We start from the raw sequence: 17302 nt of genomic DNA on the forward strand, positions 1-17302 counted from the left end.
CCTTAATGCGAAGCGGCCGTCTGGGTCGCAGCCTCAGCCGCGGCCAGAGCCGTGTCATAGTTCGAAATCAGCGCAGCGGTGGAATTGCCGATCACATCGGTCACCAGCGACGGATACACGCCCAGCAGGATGGTCATCACGACCAGCGGCGCAAAGATCAGCCGCTCGCGCGAGCTCATGTCGGTGATGGCTTTCAGGCTTTCCTTTATCAGATCGCCAAAGACCACCCGGCGATACAGCCACAGCGCATAGCCCGCCGAGAAGATCACACCAGTCGCGGCAACAGCCGTCACCCAGGTGTTAACCTGGAACGCACCCATCAGGGTCAGGAATTCTCCGATGAACCCACTGGTGCCGGGCAGGCCGACATTAGCCATGGTGAACAGCATGAAGACCAGAGCGTATGCGGGCATCCGGATCACCAAACCGCCATACGCGTCGATGTCACGGGTATGCATCCGGTCGTAGATCACGCCGACACAAAGGAAGAGCGCCGCCGAGATGAACCCGTGGCTCAGCATCTGGAAAATTGCCCCATCAATCCCCTGCTGGTTCGCCGCAAAAATACCCATGGTCACAAAGCCCATATGCGCGACCGAGGAATAGGCGATCAGCTTCTTCATATCCTCCTGCACCAGCGCAACCAGCGAGGTGTAGACGACAGCAATCGCCGACATCCACAGCACCAGATCGGTCATCACCGCCGAACCCACCGGGAACATCGGAAGGCTGAACCGCAGGAAGCCATAGCCGCCCATTTTCAGCAGGATCGCCGCCAGAACCACCGACCCGGCGGTCGGTGCCTGTACGTGCGCATCCGGCAGCCATGTGTGTACCGGCCACATCGGCATCTTCACCGCAAAGGACGCGAAGAAGGCAAGGAACATCAGTGTCTGCAAGCCACCGACGATATAGATGCCCAGCACGCTGAACCCTTCGGACGAGAACTGATGGCTCATCAGCGCTTCAATGTCCGTGGTGCCCGCATCTGCATACATCGCAACCATCGCCACCAGCATCAGCACCGAGCCGAGGAAAGTATACAGGAAGAACTTGAAGCTGGCGTAGATGCGATCCTTGCCGCCCCAGATGCCAATGATCAGGAACATCGGGATCAGGCCTGCTTCGAAAAACAGGTAGAACAGCACCAGATCCAACGCCATGAACACACCCAGCATCAGAGTTTCCAGCAGCAGGAAGGCGATCATGTATTCCTTGACCCGGTCGGTGACCTGCCAACTTGCCAGAATGGTCAGCGGCATGATGAAGGTGGTCAGCAGGACGAACAGAACGCTGATCCCGTCCACGCCCATCTTGTATTTCAGACCCATCAGCCAGCGGCCCTCTTCCACCATCTGGAAGCCGGTATTCGAAGGATCAAAGCCAGTGTAGATGCCGATCGAGACCAGGAAGGTCACGGTCGTCGCAACCAGCGCCACCCATTTGGCGTTGCGCTGCGCGGCTGCGTCCTCGCCATGCAGGAACAGGGCAAGGATGCCTGCTGCGATGGCGGGGATGAAGGTGACGATGGAGAGGATATTATCCATTATTGTGCGCCTCCGCCAATCGACATCCAGGTGATAAGGGCGGCGATGCCCAGAACCATCCAGAAGGCGTAAGTAAAGATGTAGCCCGTCTGTGCCTTGCCTGCGAGGCGGGTGAAGAAGGGAACGACACCCATAGCGACCCCGTTCAGGAAGCCGTCGATGGTATTGCCATCACCGCGTTTCCACAGGAAGCGGCCCAGCGCGATGGTCGGCTTGACGAAAACGGCATCGTAGATTTCGTCAAAGTACCATTTGTTCAGCAGGAACAGGTACAGCGGGCGCTGGTTTGCGGCCAGACGTGCCGGCAGCGACGTGTTCACGATGTAGAACCAGTAGGCCACAACAAAGCCCAGCACCATTGCAACAAAGGGCGAAACCTTGACCCATTTCGGGGCCGCGTGCGCGTCATCCAGAACGTGGTTGTCAGGTGCGATATACATTGCTCCCTCACCCGGCAGGCCCGCAAAGACATAATGGTGATCGCCGCCACCCTCAGACGCGGTTTCTCCGTGCCCGTCATCTGCCAATTCAGCCTCGCCATGACCTTCGCCTGCTTGGGCAGTATCTGCATGAGCCTCGTCACCATGACCCGCATCAGCAGCGGCATGGTCGCCCGCCTCTGCATGCGCCGCGGCCTCGGCCATCGGAATGCCATAGAACTTGCCCACTTTGTCGGCATGCCCAAAGAAGTTGCTGTACCAGATCATCCCCGAGAAGACCGCGCCCAGCGACAGGACGCCCAGCGGCACCAGCATGGACATCGGGCTTTCATGCGCGTGCTCATGCGTGTGCTTGTCGCCGCGCGGCTCACCGTAGAAGGTCAGGAAGATCAGACGCCAGCTATAGAACGAGGTGAACATCGCCGCGATCACGAGCATCCAGAACGCATACCCGGTTCCACCCGCATAGGCGCTTTCGATGATTGCGTCCTTCGACAAGAACCCGGCAAACCCTATCGTCGTCAGCGGGATACCGACACCGGTGATGGCCAGCGTTCCGATCATCATCGCCCAGAAGGTGTATGGGATCTTTTTCCTCAACCCACCGTATTCGGTCATCTCCTGCTCGTGATGCATCGCGTGGATCACCGAACCGGCCCCGAGGAACAACAATGCCTTGAAGAAGGCGTGCGTCAGCAAGTGGAACATCGCGGCCGAGTACATGCCTACACCAGCCGCCACGAACATGTATCCAAGCTGGGAACAGGTCGAATAGGCGATAACGCGTTTGATGTCGGTCTGGACCAGACCCACGGTCGCCGCAAAAAACGCCGTGGACGCGCCAAGGAAGGTGATGAATCCGGTCGCGCCCGGCGCGAACTCCATCAACGGCGACATACGGCAGACCAGGAACACACCTGCGGTCACCATGGTCGCGGCGTGGATCAGCGCGGACACAGGGGTCGGGCCTTCCATCGCATCCGGCAGCCAGGTGTGCAGGATCAGCTGAGCCGACTTACCCATCGCGCCGATTAACAGCAGCACGCAGACGATTTCGATTGCGGTCCACTCACCCCACAGGAACGTCAACTGGGTTTCCGCCATTGTCGGCGCAGCGGCAAAAACATCCGAAAAGTTGATGCTGTCCGTCAGGAAGAACAGTGCAAAGATGCCAAGCGCAAAGCCAAAGTCACCCACCCGGTTGACGATGAACGCCTTGATCGCGGCGGCATTGGCCGAAGGTTTGCGGTAATAGAAACCGATCAGCAGATAAGACGCGACGCCCACGCCTTCCCAGCCAAAGAACATCTGCACCAAATTGTCGGCTGTCACCAGCATCAGCATGGCGAAGGTGAAGAACGACAGATAGGCAAAGAAGCGCGGCTTATAGCTCTCGCCCTCGCGCCATTGCGGGTCGTGATCCATATAGCCAAAGGAATAAAGGTGCACGAGCGCCGAAACAGTCGTCACCACGATCAGCATGATCGCGGTCAGGCGGTCCAGGCGAATGGCCCAGCTTGTCGACAACGACCCGCTTTCGATCCAGCGCATGACTTCGATCTGCTGGGTTTGACCGTCGAACGTGAAGAAAACGATCCAACTGAGCAGACAGGCCAGGAACAGCAGGCCCGTGGCGGTCCACATGGCGGCCTTCTCGCCAATGAATCTCCAGCCAAACCCGCAGAGCAGCGCGCCCACCAGCGGGGCAAAGAGGATGGTGGTTTCCATGTTCTCTTACCCCTTCATCATATTGACGTCTTCAACCGCGATGGTGCCGCGGTTGCGGAAGAAGCAGACCAGAATGGCCAGACCAATCGCCGCCTCAGCGGCCGCCACGGTCAGCACGAACAGCGTAAACACCTGCCCGACCAAATCGCCTAGGAAACTGGAAAACGCCACGAGGTTGATATTCACCGCCAAGAGCATCATTTCGATACTCATCAGCAGGATGATGACGTTCTTGCGGTTCAGGAAGAGACCGAAGATGCCGATGACGAACAGCGTCGCCGCGACCGTAAGATAGTGTTCAAGTCCGATCATCGTCTCATAGTCCCTCGAATTTCTCTTTCCCATTGCGAAGCTCTGGGAACGCAGCGGCACACGCGCAGTTTTCTTTCGATTCCATGTATTCTTCGACCTGGAAGTCACTTTGTTCGAGCGTGGATTTCAAAGACTCCCACGAGTAGCTTGTTTCCGATGACGCAAACTGAGCTAATATTTCAGTCGCTTCATCAGACCCATCGAAACTTGTTTGATCCAAATCTCGTCGAAGCCTTGTGACAGACATCAATGTCCGTCCTGTCTCACAGGCAGAGATGATAAGAGTTTCTGTGTCAACAAATCCTGTATCATCATCGCAAATGCCGCAAACTTCTTGGTAGGAAACAACCCCAGGGCCGATGATTTGATGCCCGCTTTCAATCCAATGATGTGACAACAACGGTTGTCCATCGCAATCCGCCATTGGAAACGCGAACACTGACAAAGGCATACTTGCCACGGCAAAGCCAGATATGAAGGCTTTGAAGCTCACAACCCCTGCCCCGGTTTCACGTCCTTCAACTCCATCGCCTTGGCCGGGTCGCGCATCATCTGGCCGACGATGTCCTGACGCTTGATGTCCTGACGGTGGCGCAGCGTCAGAACAATGGCGCCGATCATGGCCACCAGCAGGATCAGGCCCGCAAGTTGGAAAAGAAGGAAGTATTGATCGTAAAGGATGACACCCAGCGCCTCGGTGTTGTGGCGGTCAGTCGGGACCGGCTGCGCCAGATTTTCGGCAGCACCCTGCGCGCTATCCCATGCCCCGAAGGCCATGACGAACTGCATCAGGATCACCAGACCGATCAACAGGGCCAGCGGCATATAGCGCGCCATCTCGGCCTTGAGTTCGGCAAAGTCCACATCCAGCATCATCACCACGAAGAGGAACAGAACCGCGACCGCGCCGACATAGACGATGATCAACAGCATCGCCACGAACTCGGCCCCCAGCAGCACGAACAGCCCCGCCGCAGACAGGAAGGACAGGATCAGCCACAGCACCGAGTGCACTGGCTGACGGCTGATCACCGTGAACAGCCCGCCGGTGATGGCGCTGATGGCAAACAGATAGAAGGCAAAGACGGTCATTGATCCTCATCCTCGTTGTCGCCCATGACCTCTTGCGCAAGGTCCAGCGCGCGGGTCATGGCCGGGATGCCGGCAAAGACCGACATCTGACCGATCGTTTCCACGATCTCTTGTTTCTTGGCACCAGCTTCCAACGCGTGACGCACGGTCTGGCGCACGGCCGAGTCCGCCTGTGCGCCCTGACAGGTCAGCCCGGCCAGCGTCAGAAGCAGGCGGGTCTTGGCGTCCAGCCCGTCCTTGTTGACGGTGTTGCCGAACATCATTTCCATGACCTCTTTGGGCATGGTCGGCCACAGCGCCTCGAACCCTTTGGGCGAGAAGCTTTCCATCGCCGGGTTCATCGCCTTGGCCATGTCCTGAGCCTGCTTCATCATCAGCTCGAACGGATTTGTCGGGCTGTCACTCATCTGTACGGCGCGTCCATTTCCAGATTGCGGGCGATTTCGGCTTCCCAGCGTTCGCCGTTATCCAGCAGTTTTTCCTTGTCATAGAAAAGCTCTTCGCGGGTCTCGGTGGCGAATTCAAAGTTCGGGCCTTCGACGATGGCATCGACCGGGCACGCCTCTTGGCAGAAGCCGCAATAGATACACTTGGTCATGTCGATGTCATAGCGCGTGGTGCGGCGGCTGCCGTCTTCGCGCGGTTCGGCGTCGATGGTGATGGCCTGCGCCGGACAGATCGCCTCGCACAGTTTGCAGGCGATACAGCGTTCCTCGCCGTTCGGATAACGGCGTAAGGCGTGTTCGCCCCGAAAGCGCGGCGACAGAGGGCCCTTTTCGTGCGGGTAGTTGATGGTGGCTTTAGGAGAGAAGAAGTACTTCAGTCCCAGCTTCATGCCGACCCAGAAGTCCTGCAGAAGGAAGTACTTGGCAGCGCGGGTGTAGTCGATTTGGGTCATATCAGCCTCCTACGCTCCAACGCGCGAACGCGCCCCAGAACCAGTCGAATTTTGCAGCAAATGCCACGAAGACAACCCAAGCCAGCGAGAACGGCAGGAACACTTTCCAGCCCAAGCGCATCAACTGGTCATAGCGGTAGCGCGGCGTGATTGCCTTGACCATCGCGAAGATGAAGAAGAAGAATGCCATCTTGCCGACCATCCACAGCACGCCGTCGGGCAGACCCGGGATCGGTGACAGCCAGCCGCCGAAGAACAGCAGTGTGGTCAGGGCACACATCAGGAAGATCGCGATGTATTCACCGGCCATGAACAGCAGGAAGGGTGTGGCCGAGTATTCGACCTGATAACCCGCAACCAGTTCCGATTCCGCCTCGGGCAGATCGAACGGAGGTCGGTTTGTTTCGGCCAGCGCTGAGATGAAAAACAGGAACACCATCGGGAAATGCGGCAGCCAGTACCAGCTGAAGAAACCGAAACGGCCATCCTGCGCGTGTACGATGTCGCCAAAGTTCATCGAACCGGTCGAGATAATCACACCGATGATGATCAGACCGATGGACACTTCGTAAGAGATCATCTGCGCCGCAGACCGCAGCGAGCCAAGGAACGGGTACTTTGAGTTTGACGCCCAACCGCCCATGATCACGCCATAAACCTCGAGCGAGGAGACGGCGAAGACATAAAGGATAGCGACGTTGATATCCGACAGAACCCAACCATCGTTAAACGGGATCACTGCCCAGGCGATCATCGCCAAAACGAAGGATGTCAGCGGCGCGAGAATGAACACCGTGCGGTCGGCCCCGGCAGGGATGACCACTTCTTTGACCACATATTTCAGCGCGTCCGCCACTGATTGCAGCAGGCCATAGACGCCCACCACGTTCGGGCCGCGGCGCATCTGGACAGCGGCCCAGATTTTGCGGTCGCCGTAAACAAGGAACAACAGCGAGATCATCACAAACGCAACGACTGCAAGCACTTGCGCCAGAATGATGATGGCTATTCCGCCTGGGGTGTTAAAGAATTCAGCCATTGGTCCTCACACCGTGGGTATTCCGTTTTCCGCGAGCGATGCAAAGGCCAGATGCCTGCGCACTAAGCGGCTGGGTCGGCGCGTTGGTGTAAACAGCATCTGCCGCCATTGCGCCACCCTTAATCTTGGGTTTCACACACAAATCGGGCGCAGCGTACTGCCACCCGGCAGTCGCGTTTGCCTGCGATATGAAACAACTCTGGTTCATTCCGCCGCGATCTTCTCGGATTTGCGGGCCTGCGCCTTCGCTGAAAGCTCCGCCATCAACTGCGACGCGCGCGCAATCGGGTTGGTCAGGTAGAAATCCTTGATCGCGTACCGGAAGGTCGCCTTGCCCAGAGAACCCGCGTCCAGCGCTTGGATCTCGTTCTCGATCACTTCGTCGATGCGGGCCAGATGCGGCACGGCTTCGATCAGCGCGGTGCGCAGTTGCGCCAGCGAGTCATATGGCAGCGTCGCCCCAAGTTCGGCGGACAACGCCCGCAGGATCGCCCAGTTTTCCTTGGCCTCACCCGGTGCAAACCCGGCGCGCATGGCCAGTTGCGGGCGGCCTTCGGTGTTCACGAACAACCCGTTTTCCTCGGTATAGGCGGCACCCGGAAGGATAACATCAGCGCGGTGTGCGCCTCGGTCACCATGGCTGCCTTGATAGATAACGAAAGCCCCGTCGCCGATTTCGACTTCATCCGCACCGAGGTTATAAATCACGTCTGCCGAGCTGACCGCATCCATGCCGCCTTCGTTGGTGGCATCCACATCCATCGCACCCACGCGCGAGGCGGCGGTATGCAGAACGATCAGGCCACTTTCCGTGTTCGCAGCAACGGTTTGCGCGGCGGCCAGAACTGCCGCGCCATCGGCCTCTTGCAATGCCCCCTGCCCCACGATGACCAGTGACGCCTTGCCTTTGATCTCATCATCGCCACCCATTCCGACGACCTGTTGCAGAGCTGCCCGGTCGTCGCCTACGTGATGATATTCATAGGTCAGATCGACAGCAGGCCCGACCAGAGCCACCTCGGCCCCATGCGCCCAAGCCTTGCGAATGCGCGCGTTCAGAACCGGCGCCTCATCGCGCGGGTTGGTGCCGATCAGCAGAATACGCTCGGCCGTGTCGATGTCCTCAATCGCGGCAGTGCCCGCATAGGCCCCCCGGTTGCCCGCAGGCAACCTTGCCCCATCCGTACGGCATTCGACGACGCCGCCCTGCCCTTCGATCATCTGCTTCAGCGCAAATGCGGCCTCAACCGGGGCCAGATCACCTACGATCCCGGCAGGTTTCTCAGCCCCTTTCAGCGCCTCGGCAGCTTTGCTCAGTGCCTCGGGCCACGTAGCCGGACGCAGTTTGCCGGCTTCGCGGACATAAGGCGTGTCCAGACGCTGTCGCCGCAGGCCGTCCCAGACGAACCGCGTCTTGTCGCTGATCCACTCTTCGTTCACGCCATCATGGTTGCGCGGCAAAAAGCGCATCACTTCGCGGCCTTTGGTGTCCACGCGGATGTTCGAACCCAAGGCATCCATCACGTCGATGGATTCCGTTTTCGTCAGTTCCCACGGACGTGCGGTAAAGGCGTAAGGTTTCGAGGTCAGCGCACCAACCGGGCACAGATCGATGATGTTGCCCTGCAGGTTCGAATCCAAAGTCTGGTTCAGATACGAGGTGATCTCGGCATCCTCGCCCCGCCCGGTCTGGCCCATCTGGGTGATCCCCGCGACCTCGGTCGTAAAACGCACGCAGCGGGTGCAGCTGATACAGCGGGTCATCGCAGTGCCGACAAGCGGCCCCAGATCCAGATCATCCACCGCGCGCTTGGCTTCTTTGAAGCGCGTACCGGACATTCCATAGGCCATGGCCTGATCCTGAAGGTCACACTCGCCACCCTGATCGCAGATCGGGCAATCCAGTGGGTGGTTGATGAGAAGGAACTCCATCACCCCCTCGCGGGCCTTTTTGACCATGGGCGAGTTGGTTTTGACCACTGGAGGTTGCCCTTCCGGCCCCGGTCGAAGATCACGCACCTGCATCGCGCACGAGGCCGCCGGTTTCGGCGGCCCGCCTACGACCTCAACCAGACACATCCGGCAGTTACCGGCGATCGACAGACGCTCGTGATAGCAGAAACGCGGCACCTCGACCCCGGCTTGCTCACAAGCCTGAATCAGGGTCATCGCACCATCGACTTCGATTTCCTGCCCGTCGATATTGATCTTGCGGAGGTCAGACATGGCTCTCAGTTCGCTCTCAAATACACGCCGATGGCGCTGTTTCTTTCGATTTCCGCCCGACCCAGCGTGCAGAAGGAATTGGGATTGTCATAGGAAACACCGTGCTGGGCCAGATAGGCCTCGCCCTTGGCGCGCATCCTGTCCTTTTCGGCGTCCGATTCCACATAGGCCCGGATTTCCCTGTCCGAATACCCCAGTTTGTTCGCCTTGGAACGCAGCCCCCACATCACCCCAATCGCCTTCATCCGACGCCCGCTGATCGACGGGCAGTAATCGGAAATCTCGTTTGCGATGGCGATGTAATAGAGTTCGTTGTCGATCTCTTTGACATCCCTCAAGGGCGGTTTTGCATCCGCTGCGGCAGGCACCATCAGTGCAACGGCGAACGCGAGCGTCTTCATAGCAGTCATTAGCTTTCCTTTCGTCTTGGGTTCCCCAAGACGAGTCCCCGTTGGATTGCTATGCAATAGCAGCCCACCAGCGGAAAGCGGATATGCAGTAACGCGGTTCATGGGCGACGGCAGGTCCCTGCGAATGTCAGCTTGTCGTTTTCAATCTGCAGGTTCTGCGGATCGGTATCCGGACCGATCGCCCAAGAAATCCGGGACGAGCCGAAATTATTGATGCAGAACTTGGTTCCTTCGTACCGTCCAGCTTCGCGTGCGCCATCCAATGAGGCCGATACGCCGCTTACGGTCACGCGAAAATCGGCGGGCGATGCCCGCTTGTCTACAGCCTTGGCGCTGGCACGGAAAGACTTGCCGTCAAACAGGATACGATCACTGGATGAACCGCCGCCACAGGCCGACACGACAGATATGGCCACGACCGCGCCAACCAATGCCGCTCGTTTTGTCACGGCCATGTTCCTTGCTGCCGTGCCAACCAGTGCCGAAGGCCGAGTTTGAGCATCCTTCCGCGTCATCAGAAAGCCGCCACCAATGCCATCAATCCAAGGATCAGCATGCAAGCCCAACCGACGACATAGAAAATCGATCGCAACCCACTGTGTGGGGTGCCGAGCCCGCGCAAGTGGATCACCAGCATGACAACGCGTGCTACCAGCGCAACGGAGGCCAACAAGTTCACCCAGAATGGGCTTGCCCCCAGCAAAATAGCGGCCACGGTCACCGTCAGATAGGCTGGCAGTGTCTCGGTGCCGTTCAGATAGGCGCGATTGAGGCGGTACCCCTTGTCTGAATAATCCTGTTCCGGCGTCGCACCCGGAGCCAGACCCTTACCAGCCTTGGCAAGAGCCGAGAACGGCGACAGGAACAGAACGATCAGGGTGAAAACGACCAAAGAGGCGATCGCGTGTGAATATTCGGCGTAGACTTCCATTGGGCTTACTCCGCTGCCATCGCACCCATACGGCCCGACTTCTGAGCCTTGATGCGGTCCTCGATCTCTTCCCGGAAATTACGGATCAGGCCCTGGATCGGCCATGCAGCCGCATCACCCAGGGCGCAGATCGTGTGACCTTCGACCTGCTTGGTTACGTCGAACAGCATGTCGATCTCTTCCAACTCGGCCTCTCCCCGCACCAGGCGGTCCATGACCCGCATCATCCAGCCTGTGCCCTCACGGCACGGCGTGCACTGACCGCAACTTTCGTGCTTGTAGAATTTCGACAGGCGCCAAATCGCTTTGATGATGTCGGTGGACTTGTCCATTACGATAACTGCAGCCGTGCCGAGGCCCGACCCCAGATCGTTGCGCAGGTGGTCAAAATCCATAATCGCGTCACGCATATGCTCGCCGCGAACACAAGGAACTGATGACCCGCCGGGGATGACCGCCAGCAGATTGTCCCAACCACCGCGAATGCCGCCGCAGTGGGTCTCGATTAGTTCTTCAAAGGGGATCGACATCGCCTCTTCAACGACACACGGGTTGTTCACGTGACCCGAGATCGCAAACAGCTTGGTGCCCGCGTTGTTCTGACGACCAAAACCCGCGAACCAATCCGCGCCCCGGCGCAGGATAGTCGGCACAACGGCAATGGATTCCACGTTGTTTACCGTGGTCGGACAACCATACAATCCCGCGCCCGCCGGGAACGGAGGTTTCATCCGCGGCATGCCCTTCTTGCCCTCAAGGCTTTCCAGCAGAGCGGTTTCCTCGCCGCAGATATAAGCCCCGGCCCCGTGATGCAGGAACAAATCGAAATCCCAACCCGAACCGGCAGCGTTCTTGCCCAGAAGACCCGCGTCATAGGCTTCGTCAATCGCCGCCTGCAGCGCCTCACGCTCGCGGATATATTCGCCGCGCAGGTAAATGTAACACGTATGCGCATTCATCGCGAAGGACGCGATCAGGCAGCCTTCGATCAGCGTATGCGGATCATGGCGCATAATCTCGCGGTCTTTACAGGTGCCGGGCTCGGATTCGTCGGCGTTCACAACCAGATAAGCCGGACGACCGTCGCTTTCCTTGGGCATGAACGACCATTTCAGACCGGTGGGGAAGCCCGCACCACCGCGCCCACGCAGCCCCGAGTCCTTCATCGTCTGGATGATCCAGTCGCGCCCCTTCTCAATCAGGCCAGCAGTGCCGTCCCAATGCCCGCGGGCTTGCGCGCCTTTCAGCGTACGCTCATGCATCCCGTAGATGTTGGTAAAGATCCGGTCCTGATCCTTCAGCATCGTATATTACCTTCAGCTGTCCTGACGCATGCGCCAGAGTTGAAAAATGTTAACGCCCGCATAAATGAATCCCGCCAACGCAGCGAGATCAAAAAGCAGCGCATAGCGCCCCGGCATTCCCAGCGCGGGTCCGATGAACAGCGTCATGGCAAGCCACAGCAGCATGGTCACAGCGATGACAATGCCGATATGTCGACCCTTGCGGGCTATGGCCTGTTCCTTGTCTTTGTCCATCTCACCTCGATGCCCCGGATGGGCACCGTCGTTTAGTCTTCGTAAGTGCCGTCTTCCTTGGCACGTTTGGCGAATTCGGTTTCCTCACCCGCCGCAAGTTTGGCCGCCTGTTCGATCCAGCCGTCACGCTCGATCCGGCCTTTGAATTTCAGCCGCGCATCGACCCAGGCCACCTGTTCCGGTGTCCAAGCTGCGATCTGGTCGTAGTGATAGAAGCCCAGTTCGTTCAGCGTTTGCTCGAGTTTCGGGCCCACGCCTTTCAGCAATTTGAGGTCATCCGCCTTACCATCGCGCGCCGCAGTCAGCGTTTCAGGCTGATCTTCCTTGTCGGCCTTGGCTTCCTCAGCCTGCTTCACCGCAGGCTTGGCCGGTTTCGGTGCTTTTGGCGGCTTTGGCGCAGCCTTGGTCGATGCAGCCTTGCCGTCCTTACCCAGCCAAGGGGTCAGGATCGGAACCTCTGTCCCGTCGATGCGTTTGACCGTATCGCCCAAATCGACGGCCAACTCGACGCTGGCATTGTACTGAGGTTTGCCCGCTTCATATTCATTCAGGCTGCTAAGACCGCTCAGTGGTTCTGCCGCATAACGCCCGTTTTGTGGACCCGGCGTAGGTACCTTGCCAGCGGCCAGATCGTCGATGATTTTACTGAAACTTTCGGCCGTCAGATCTTCGTAGTAGTCCTTGCCGATTTGCGCCATCGGCGCGTTGGTGCAGGACCCGAGGCATTCTACCTCTTCCCAGCTCAGCTTGCCATCGGCGGACAGTTCATGCGGCTTTGCGGCGATCTTTTCCTTGCAGACGGCTATCAGATCCTCGGCCCCGCAGATCATGCAGGACGTGGTGCCACAGACTTGAATATGCGCCACCGAGCCAACCGGTTGCAGTTGGAACATGAAGTAGAACGACGCAACCTCAAGCACGCGGATATAGGCCATGCCCAGCATGTCGGCGACCAATTCAATCGCCGGGCGGCTCAGCCAGCCCTCCTGCTCCTGCGCGCGCCACAACAGCGGAATGACCGCGCTGGCCTGACGCCCTTCGGGGTATTTGGTGATCTGTGCTTCGGCCCATTGCTGGTTGGCAGCGGTGAAGGCAAAGCTTTCGGGTTGTTCGGGATGAAGACGGCGGAGCATTAGCGGTCAATCTCTCCAAATACGACGTCCATGGTGCCGATGATGGCGGCTACGTCGGCCAGTTGGTGGCCCTTGGCAACGTGGTCCATGGCTTGCAGATGCAGGAAGCCCGGCGCGCGCAGTTTGGCACGGTAGGGTTTGTTGGTGCCGTCGGCGACCAGATAGACGCCAAATTCGCCCTTGGGCGCCTCGACGGCGGCATAGACCTCGCCGGCGGGGACGTGGAAGCCTTCGGTGTAAAGCTTGAAGTGGTGGATCAAGCTTTCCATCGAGGTCTTCATGTCCGAGCGTTTCGGCGGGGTAATCTTGCCGCGCGCCAGAACATCACCCGGGCAATCGCGAATCTTGGCGATGGCTTGCTGGATGATCGACAGCGACTGACGCATTTCTTCCATGCGGACAAGGTAACGATCATAGCAGTCGCCGTTCTTGCCGACGGGGATCTGGAATTCAAACTCGTCGTAGCATTCATAGGGCTGCGCGCGACGCAGGTCCCAAGCCAGACCCGATCCGCGCACCATTACGCCCGAGAATCCGTATTTCTGGATGTCATCTTCGGTCACGACGCCAATATCGGCATTGCGCTGTTTGAAGATGCGGTTTTCGGTCAGCAGACCGTCAATGTCGTCCAGTACGGCGGGGAACTCGTGGCTCCAGGCCTCGATATCGTCCAGCAGTTCCGGCGGCAGGTCCTGATGCACACCGCCGGGGCGGAAATAGGCCGCGTGTAGACGTGCACCGCAGGCACGCTCGTAGAACACCATCAGCTTTTCACGCTCTTCAAAACCCCAGAGCGGCGGGGTCAGAGCACCCACGTCCATCGCCTGAGTGGTCACGTTCAGAAGGTGGTTCAGGACGCGCCCGATCTCGGAATACAGAACCCGGATCAGCGAACCCCGGCGCGGCACCTCGACCCCGGTCAGTTTTTCGATGGCCAGACACCAGGCGTGTTCCTGGTTCATCGGTGCCACATAGTCCAGGCGGTCGAAATACGGCAGGTTCTGCAGATACGTGCGGCTTTCCATCAGCTTTTCGGTGCCGCGGTGTAGCAGGCCGATATGCGGGTCGCACCGTTCGACGATCTCGCCGTCGAGTTCGAGCACAAGACGCAAAACCCCGTGCGCCGCAGGGTGTTGCGGACCGAAGTTAATGTTGAAATTGCGGATCTTCTGTTCTCCGCTCAGCGCGTCCGTGCTGCCGTCATCGTATCTTGAGCCGTCCATCAACGCCCTCGTTTCTTCTTTTTCACCTCGGCCCGCACCCGGACCTTTTCGGCTTCGGCCGCTTTGGCAGCAGCCCCTGCAAGCAAGACGCCCAATGCGCCCAAAACGATCAGTTCGCCCATCATGTCAGCGTCGCTCCATCTCTTGCAGTTTCATGGCCATCATCCACAGCAGGACAATCACGACCGGAGAGATGATGCATGCAAACGCCCAGTTCTTGTTGATCCCGAAATGCGGCAGCAGCTTGATCATCGGAACGACTGTTGCAACGACCAGAATTATCCAGATCAGGAACTCGAACATGATTAGGTCTCCTGTTTCTCATCCCCTGGCAGAATGTAGTTCGCACCTTCCCACGGAGACATGAAATCGAATTGACGGTATTCCTGCACCAGCGAGACGGGCTCGTAGACCACGCGCTTTTGCGCCTCGTCATAGCGAACCTCGGTATAGCCGGTGGTCGGGAAATCCTTGCGCAACGGATAGCCGCGGAACCCATAATCCGTGAGAATGCGCCGCAGGTCCGGATGGCCCGAGAATAGAATCCCGAACATGTCGAACACCTCACGCTCGAACCAGTTGGCCGAGGGATGTACATCCACGATCGAGGGGACCATGTCTTCTTCGCGGATCGACACCCGCAGGCGGATGCGCTGGTTCTGGTACATCGACAGGAAGTGGTAGACCACATCGAACCGCTTGGCCCGTTCGGGATAGTCGACGCCGGTGATGTCAACCAAGGTCGAGAATTTGCAATTCTGGTCCGATCGGAGAAACTCAACGAATTCAACAAGGTTCGAAGGAGCCACATCTATGTTCAGTTCACCATGGGTCACATCCCACGACAGAACACAATCGGCCCGTTTCAGTTCAAGCTGCGCGCCGAGTTCTTTGAGTGCTTCGCTCATCAGCGCTCTCCTCAGCGTACGATAGTGCCGGTGCGGCGAATTTTGCGTTGCAGCTGCATCAGACCATACAGCAATGCCTCGGCGGTCGGGGGGCAGCCGGGTACATAAATGTCCACCGGAACGATCCGGTCACAGCCACGCACGACGGAATAGGAATAGTGGTAATAGCCACCGCCATTTGCGCAGGACCCCATCGAGATAACGTAGCGCGGCTCTGGCATCTGATCATAAACCTTGCGCAGCGCCGGGGCCATCTTGTTGGTCAGTGTCCCGGCCACGATCATTACGTCGGACTGACGTGGGGAGGCGCGCGGGGCGATGCCGAACCGTTCCGCATCATAACGCGGCATCGAGGTGTGCATCATCTCGACCGCGCAGCAGGCCAGACCGAAAGTCATCCAGTGCAGTGATCCGGTTCGAGCCCAGTTGATGATGTCCTCAGTCGAGGTGAGCAGAAACCCTTTGTCCTGCAGCTCGGCGTTCAGGGCCTGGGTGGCGACTTCCTTGTCGACGCCGGCGGTGTTTGCGCCCGTCATCACTCCCATTCCAGGGCCCCCTTCTTCCATTCATAGGCAAAGCCGATGGTCAGCACCGCCAGGAACACCATCATGGACCAGAAACCAACATCACTTATGTCCCGGAAGCCCACGGCCCACGGGAACAGGAATGCGATTTCCAGATCGAATATGATGAAAAGAATCGAAACCAAATAGAATCGGACGTCGAATTTCATCCGCGCATCGTCGAAAGCGTTGAAACCACATTCATATGCGCTGACTTTTTCGGGGTCCGGATTGCGGACGGCCAGTACAACAGCCGCAAGAATCAAGACGATTCCAAGGCCTACAGCAACGGCCAGAAACACCAGGATCGGGAGATACTCCCGCAACAGGTCTTCCACGAATAGCTCCTTTCCTGCGCATGCCCCGAAAGGGTGCGCCGTCAATTGGCGTGTTGACTGGACATTCTCTATCCGCGCGGGGTCAGAGGGTCAACCGAACAGAAACGCGCAGGGGGCTAATTCTGGGCTTGCCATTGATTGTTAATAATCCGCAGTTTTCGCGAATCCCCGGTCAATGAAATAGGCGTTAAACCTAACTATTCCATGCAGGTTTTCGTTTGTCGAAGAAAGCTCCGATTCCCTCTTGCGCTTCCTCGGTTTCCCAGCGCTCGACAAGAGCTTGGATCGTGTGGTCGATCATGTCATCGTCAATGCGCGGTCCCAGTGTCCGCACCAGCTTTTTGGCCGAGGCCACGGCACCGGGTGCGCAGGACAAATAAGGAGAAACCTCCGCCTCGACCGCGCTCTGCAAATCTGTGACCGGGACCACCCGCGCCAGAAGTCCGAGATCCACCGCCTCAGACGCGTCAAACAACCGGGCCGACATGAACACGCGTCGCGCGCGCGCTTCGCCCATACGGACAATGACATAAGGGCCAATGGTCGCCGGGATCAGCCCCAGACGCGTTTCGGTCAGGCCCATTTTTAAGGTCTCGACACCTATTGCCACGTCGCAGACTGCGGCAAGCCCCACGCCGCCGCCAAAAGCGTTGCCTTGCAGTGCTCCGATCAAAGGTTTGGACAGCGTATTCAATGCGCTCAGCATTTCCGCCAGTTTTCGCGCTTCGACAAATCGCGTGGCTGGATCTGCAGCCATCTGGTCCTGCATCCAGCCCAAATCGCCACCCGCACAGAAGCTTTTGCCCGTGCTTGCCAGAACGACCACGCGCACGGTGTCATCCGCCCCCAATTGACCAGCAGCCTGGGTCAACTCGGCTATCATTTGCGCGGACATCGCGTTGTGTTTGTCCGGACGGTTCAATGTCAGTGTCGCAACGCCACGGCTATCGGCGGTCAATGAGATTGTTTCGAACAT

General features: G+C 58.4%; 22 protein-coding genes. All 22 read right to left on the reverse strand.

Going from position 1 to position 17302, the window contains the following annotated elements:
- Positions 1–2 precede the first annotated feature (2 nt).
- The gene (locus AC2TDJ_RS15525) at positions 3–1547 is read right to left on the reverse strand and encodes an NADH-quinone oxidoreductase subunit M (protein ID WP_480843477.1); all 1545 of its coding nucleotides are present in this window, start codon (positions 1545–1547) and stop codon (positions 3–5) included.
- Positions 1547–3715 (reverse strand): NADH-quinone oxidoreductase subunit L, encoded by a 2169-nt coding sequence (gene nuoL / locus AC2TDJ_RS15530; RefSeq protein ID WP_480843478.1) that lies wholly within the window; start codon positions 3713–3715, stop codon positions 1547–1549. The genes AC2TDJ_RS15525 and nuoL overlap by 1 nt, the downstream gene beginning before the upstream one ends.
- Before the next feature lie 6 nt (positions 3716–3721).
- Positions 3722–4027 carry an NADH-quinone oxidoreductase subunit NuoK gene (nuoK, locus tag AC2TDJ_RS15535; protein ID WP_480843480.1) on the reverse strand — a complete coding sequence of 102 codons (306 nt, stop codon included), beginning with the start codon at positions 4025–4027 and terminating at the stop codon, positions 3722–3724.
- Between the two features lie 4 nt (positions 4028–4031).
- Positions 4032–4520, reverse strand: a complete 489-nt coding sequence (locus AC2TDJ_RS15540) for a hypothetical protein (RefSeq protein ID WP_480843482.1) — start codon at positions 4518–4520, stop codon at positions 4032–4034.
- A complete protein-coding gene (locus AC2TDJ_RS15545) occupies positions 4517–5119 on the reverse strand; it encodes an NADH-quinone oxidoreductase subunit J (RefSeq protein ID WP_171722961.1) in 603 nt (200 codons plus the stop codon). Before AC2TDJ_RS15545 ends, AC2TDJ_RS15540 begins: the two co-directional genes overlap by 4 nt.
- Positions 5116–5526 carry a carboxymuconolactone decarboxylase family protein gene (locus AC2TDJ_RS15550; RefSeq protein WP_170476531.1) on the reverse strand — a complete coding sequence of 137 codons (411 nt, stop codon included), beginning with the start codon at positions 5524–5526 and terminating at the stop codon, positions 5116–5118. Before AC2TDJ_RS15550 ends, AC2TDJ_RS15545 begins: the two co-directional genes overlap by 4 nt.
- Positions 5523–6017, reverse strand: coding sequence for an NADH-quinone oxidoreductase subunit NuoI (nuoI, locus tag AC2TDJ_RS15555; protein ID WP_480843483.1), 495 nt, complete (start codon positions 6015–6017; stop codon positions 5523–5525). Before nuoI ends, AC2TDJ_RS15550 begins: the two co-directional genes overlap by 4 nt.
- Position 6018: 1 nt before the next feature.
- On the reverse strand, positions 6019–7056 hold the full coding sequence (gene nuoH, locus AC2TDJ_RS15560) for an NADH-quinone oxidoreductase subunit NuoH (RefSeq protein WP_480843485.1): 1038 nt from the start codon (positions 7054–7056) through the stop codon (positions 6019–6021).
- 204 nt (positions 7057–7260) lie between these two features.
- Entirely contained in the window at positions 7261–9282 is a 2022-nt protein-coding gene (gene nuoG, locus AC2TDJ_RS15565; RefSeq protein WP_480843487.1) for an NADH-quinone oxidoreductase subunit NuoG, read from the reverse strand.
- Positions 9283–9287: 5 nt separating this feature from the next.
- On the reverse strand, positions 9288–9692 hold the full coding sequence (locus tag AC2TDJ_RS15570; protein ID WP_480843488.1) for a DUF5333 domain-containing protein: 405 nt from the start codon (positions 9690–9692) through the stop codon (positions 9288–9290).
- Positions 9693–9790: 98 nt separating this feature from the next.
- Positions 9791–10147, reverse strand: a complete 357-nt coding sequence (locus AC2TDJ_RS15575) for a hypothetical protein (RefSeq protein WP_480843490.1) — start codon at positions 10145–10147, stop codon at positions 9791–9793.
- A gap of 59 nt (positions 10148–10206) precedes the next feature.
- Entirely contained in the window at positions 10207–10623 is a 417-nt protein-coding gene (locus AC2TDJ_RS15580; protein ID WP_480843492.1) for an MAPEG family protein, read from the reverse strand.
- Positions 10624–10628: 5 nt separating this feature from the next.
- A complete protein-coding gene (gene nuoF / locus AC2TDJ_RS15585; protein WP_480843493.1) occupies positions 10629–11927 on the reverse strand; it encodes an NADH-quinone oxidoreductase subunit NuoF in 1299 nt (432 codons plus the stop codon).
- A 12-nt stretch (positions 11928–11939) separates the two neighbouring features.
- On the reverse strand, positions 11940–12161 hold the full coding sequence (locus tag AC2TDJ_RS15590) for a DUF5337 domain-containing protein (RefSeq protein WP_480843495.1): 222 nt from the start codon (positions 12159–12161) through the stop codon (positions 11940–11942).
- 32 nt (positions 12162–12193) lie between these two features.
- Positions 12194–13294 carry an NADH-quinone oxidoreductase subunit NuoE gene (gene nuoE / locus AC2TDJ_RS15595; protein WP_480843496.1) on the reverse strand — a complete coding sequence of 367 codons (1101 nt, stop codon included), beginning with the start codon at positions 13292–13294 and terminating at the stop codon, positions 12194–12196.
- The gene (locus tag AC2TDJ_RS15600) at positions 13294–14517 is read right to left on the reverse strand and encodes an NADH-quinone oxidoreductase subunit D (RefSeq protein WP_480843498.1); all 1224 of its coding nucleotides are present in this window, start codon (positions 14515–14517) and stop codon (positions 13294–13296) included. The genes nuoE and AC2TDJ_RS15600 overlap by 1 nt, the downstream gene beginning before the upstream one ends.
- Complete coding sequence (locus tag AC2TDJ_RS15605) at positions 14517–14642, reverse strand: hypothetical protein (RefSeq protein WP_480843499.1); 126 nt, start codon at positions 14640–14642, stop codon at positions 14517–14519. The genes AC2TDJ_RS15600 and AC2TDJ_RS15605 overlap by 1 nt, the downstream gene beginning before the upstream one ends.
- A 1-nt stretch (position 14643) precedes the next feature.
- On the reverse strand, positions 14644–14820 hold the full coding sequence (locus tag AC2TDJ_RS15610) for a hypothetical protein (protein ID WP_480529897.1): 177 nt from the start codon (positions 14818–14820) through the stop codon (positions 14644–14646).
- Positions 14821–14822: 2 nt separating this feature from the next.
- Positions 14823–15425 (reverse strand): NADH-quinone oxidoreductase subunit C, encoded by a 603-nt coding sequence (locus AC2TDJ_RS15615; protein WP_480843501.1) that lies wholly within the window; start codon positions 15423–15425, stop codon positions 14823–14825.
- Positions 15426–15436: 11 nt separating this feature from the next.
- Complete coding sequence (locus tag AC2TDJ_RS15620; protein WP_037307875.1) at positions 15437–15970, reverse strand: NuoB/complex I 20 kDa subunit family protein; 534 nt, start codon at positions 15968–15970, stop codon at positions 15437–15439.
- Positions 15961–16326 carry an NADH-quinone oxidoreductase subunit A gene (locus AC2TDJ_RS15625; protein ID WP_209504455.1) on the reverse strand — a complete coding sequence of 122 codons (366 nt, stop codon included), beginning with the start codon at positions 16324–16326 and terminating at the stop codon, positions 15961–15963. The genes AC2TDJ_RS15620 and AC2TDJ_RS15625 overlap by 10 nt, the downstream gene beginning before the upstream one ends.
- 193 nt (positions 16327–16519) lie before the next feature.
- On the reverse strand, positions 16520–17302 hold the full coding sequence (locus AC2TDJ_RS15630) for a crotonase/enoyl-CoA hydratase family protein (RefSeq protein WP_480843503.1): 783 nt from the start codon (positions 17300–17302) through the stop codon (positions 16520–16522).

This window comes from Ruegeria sp. HKCCD6647-2 (assembly GCF_057221075.1).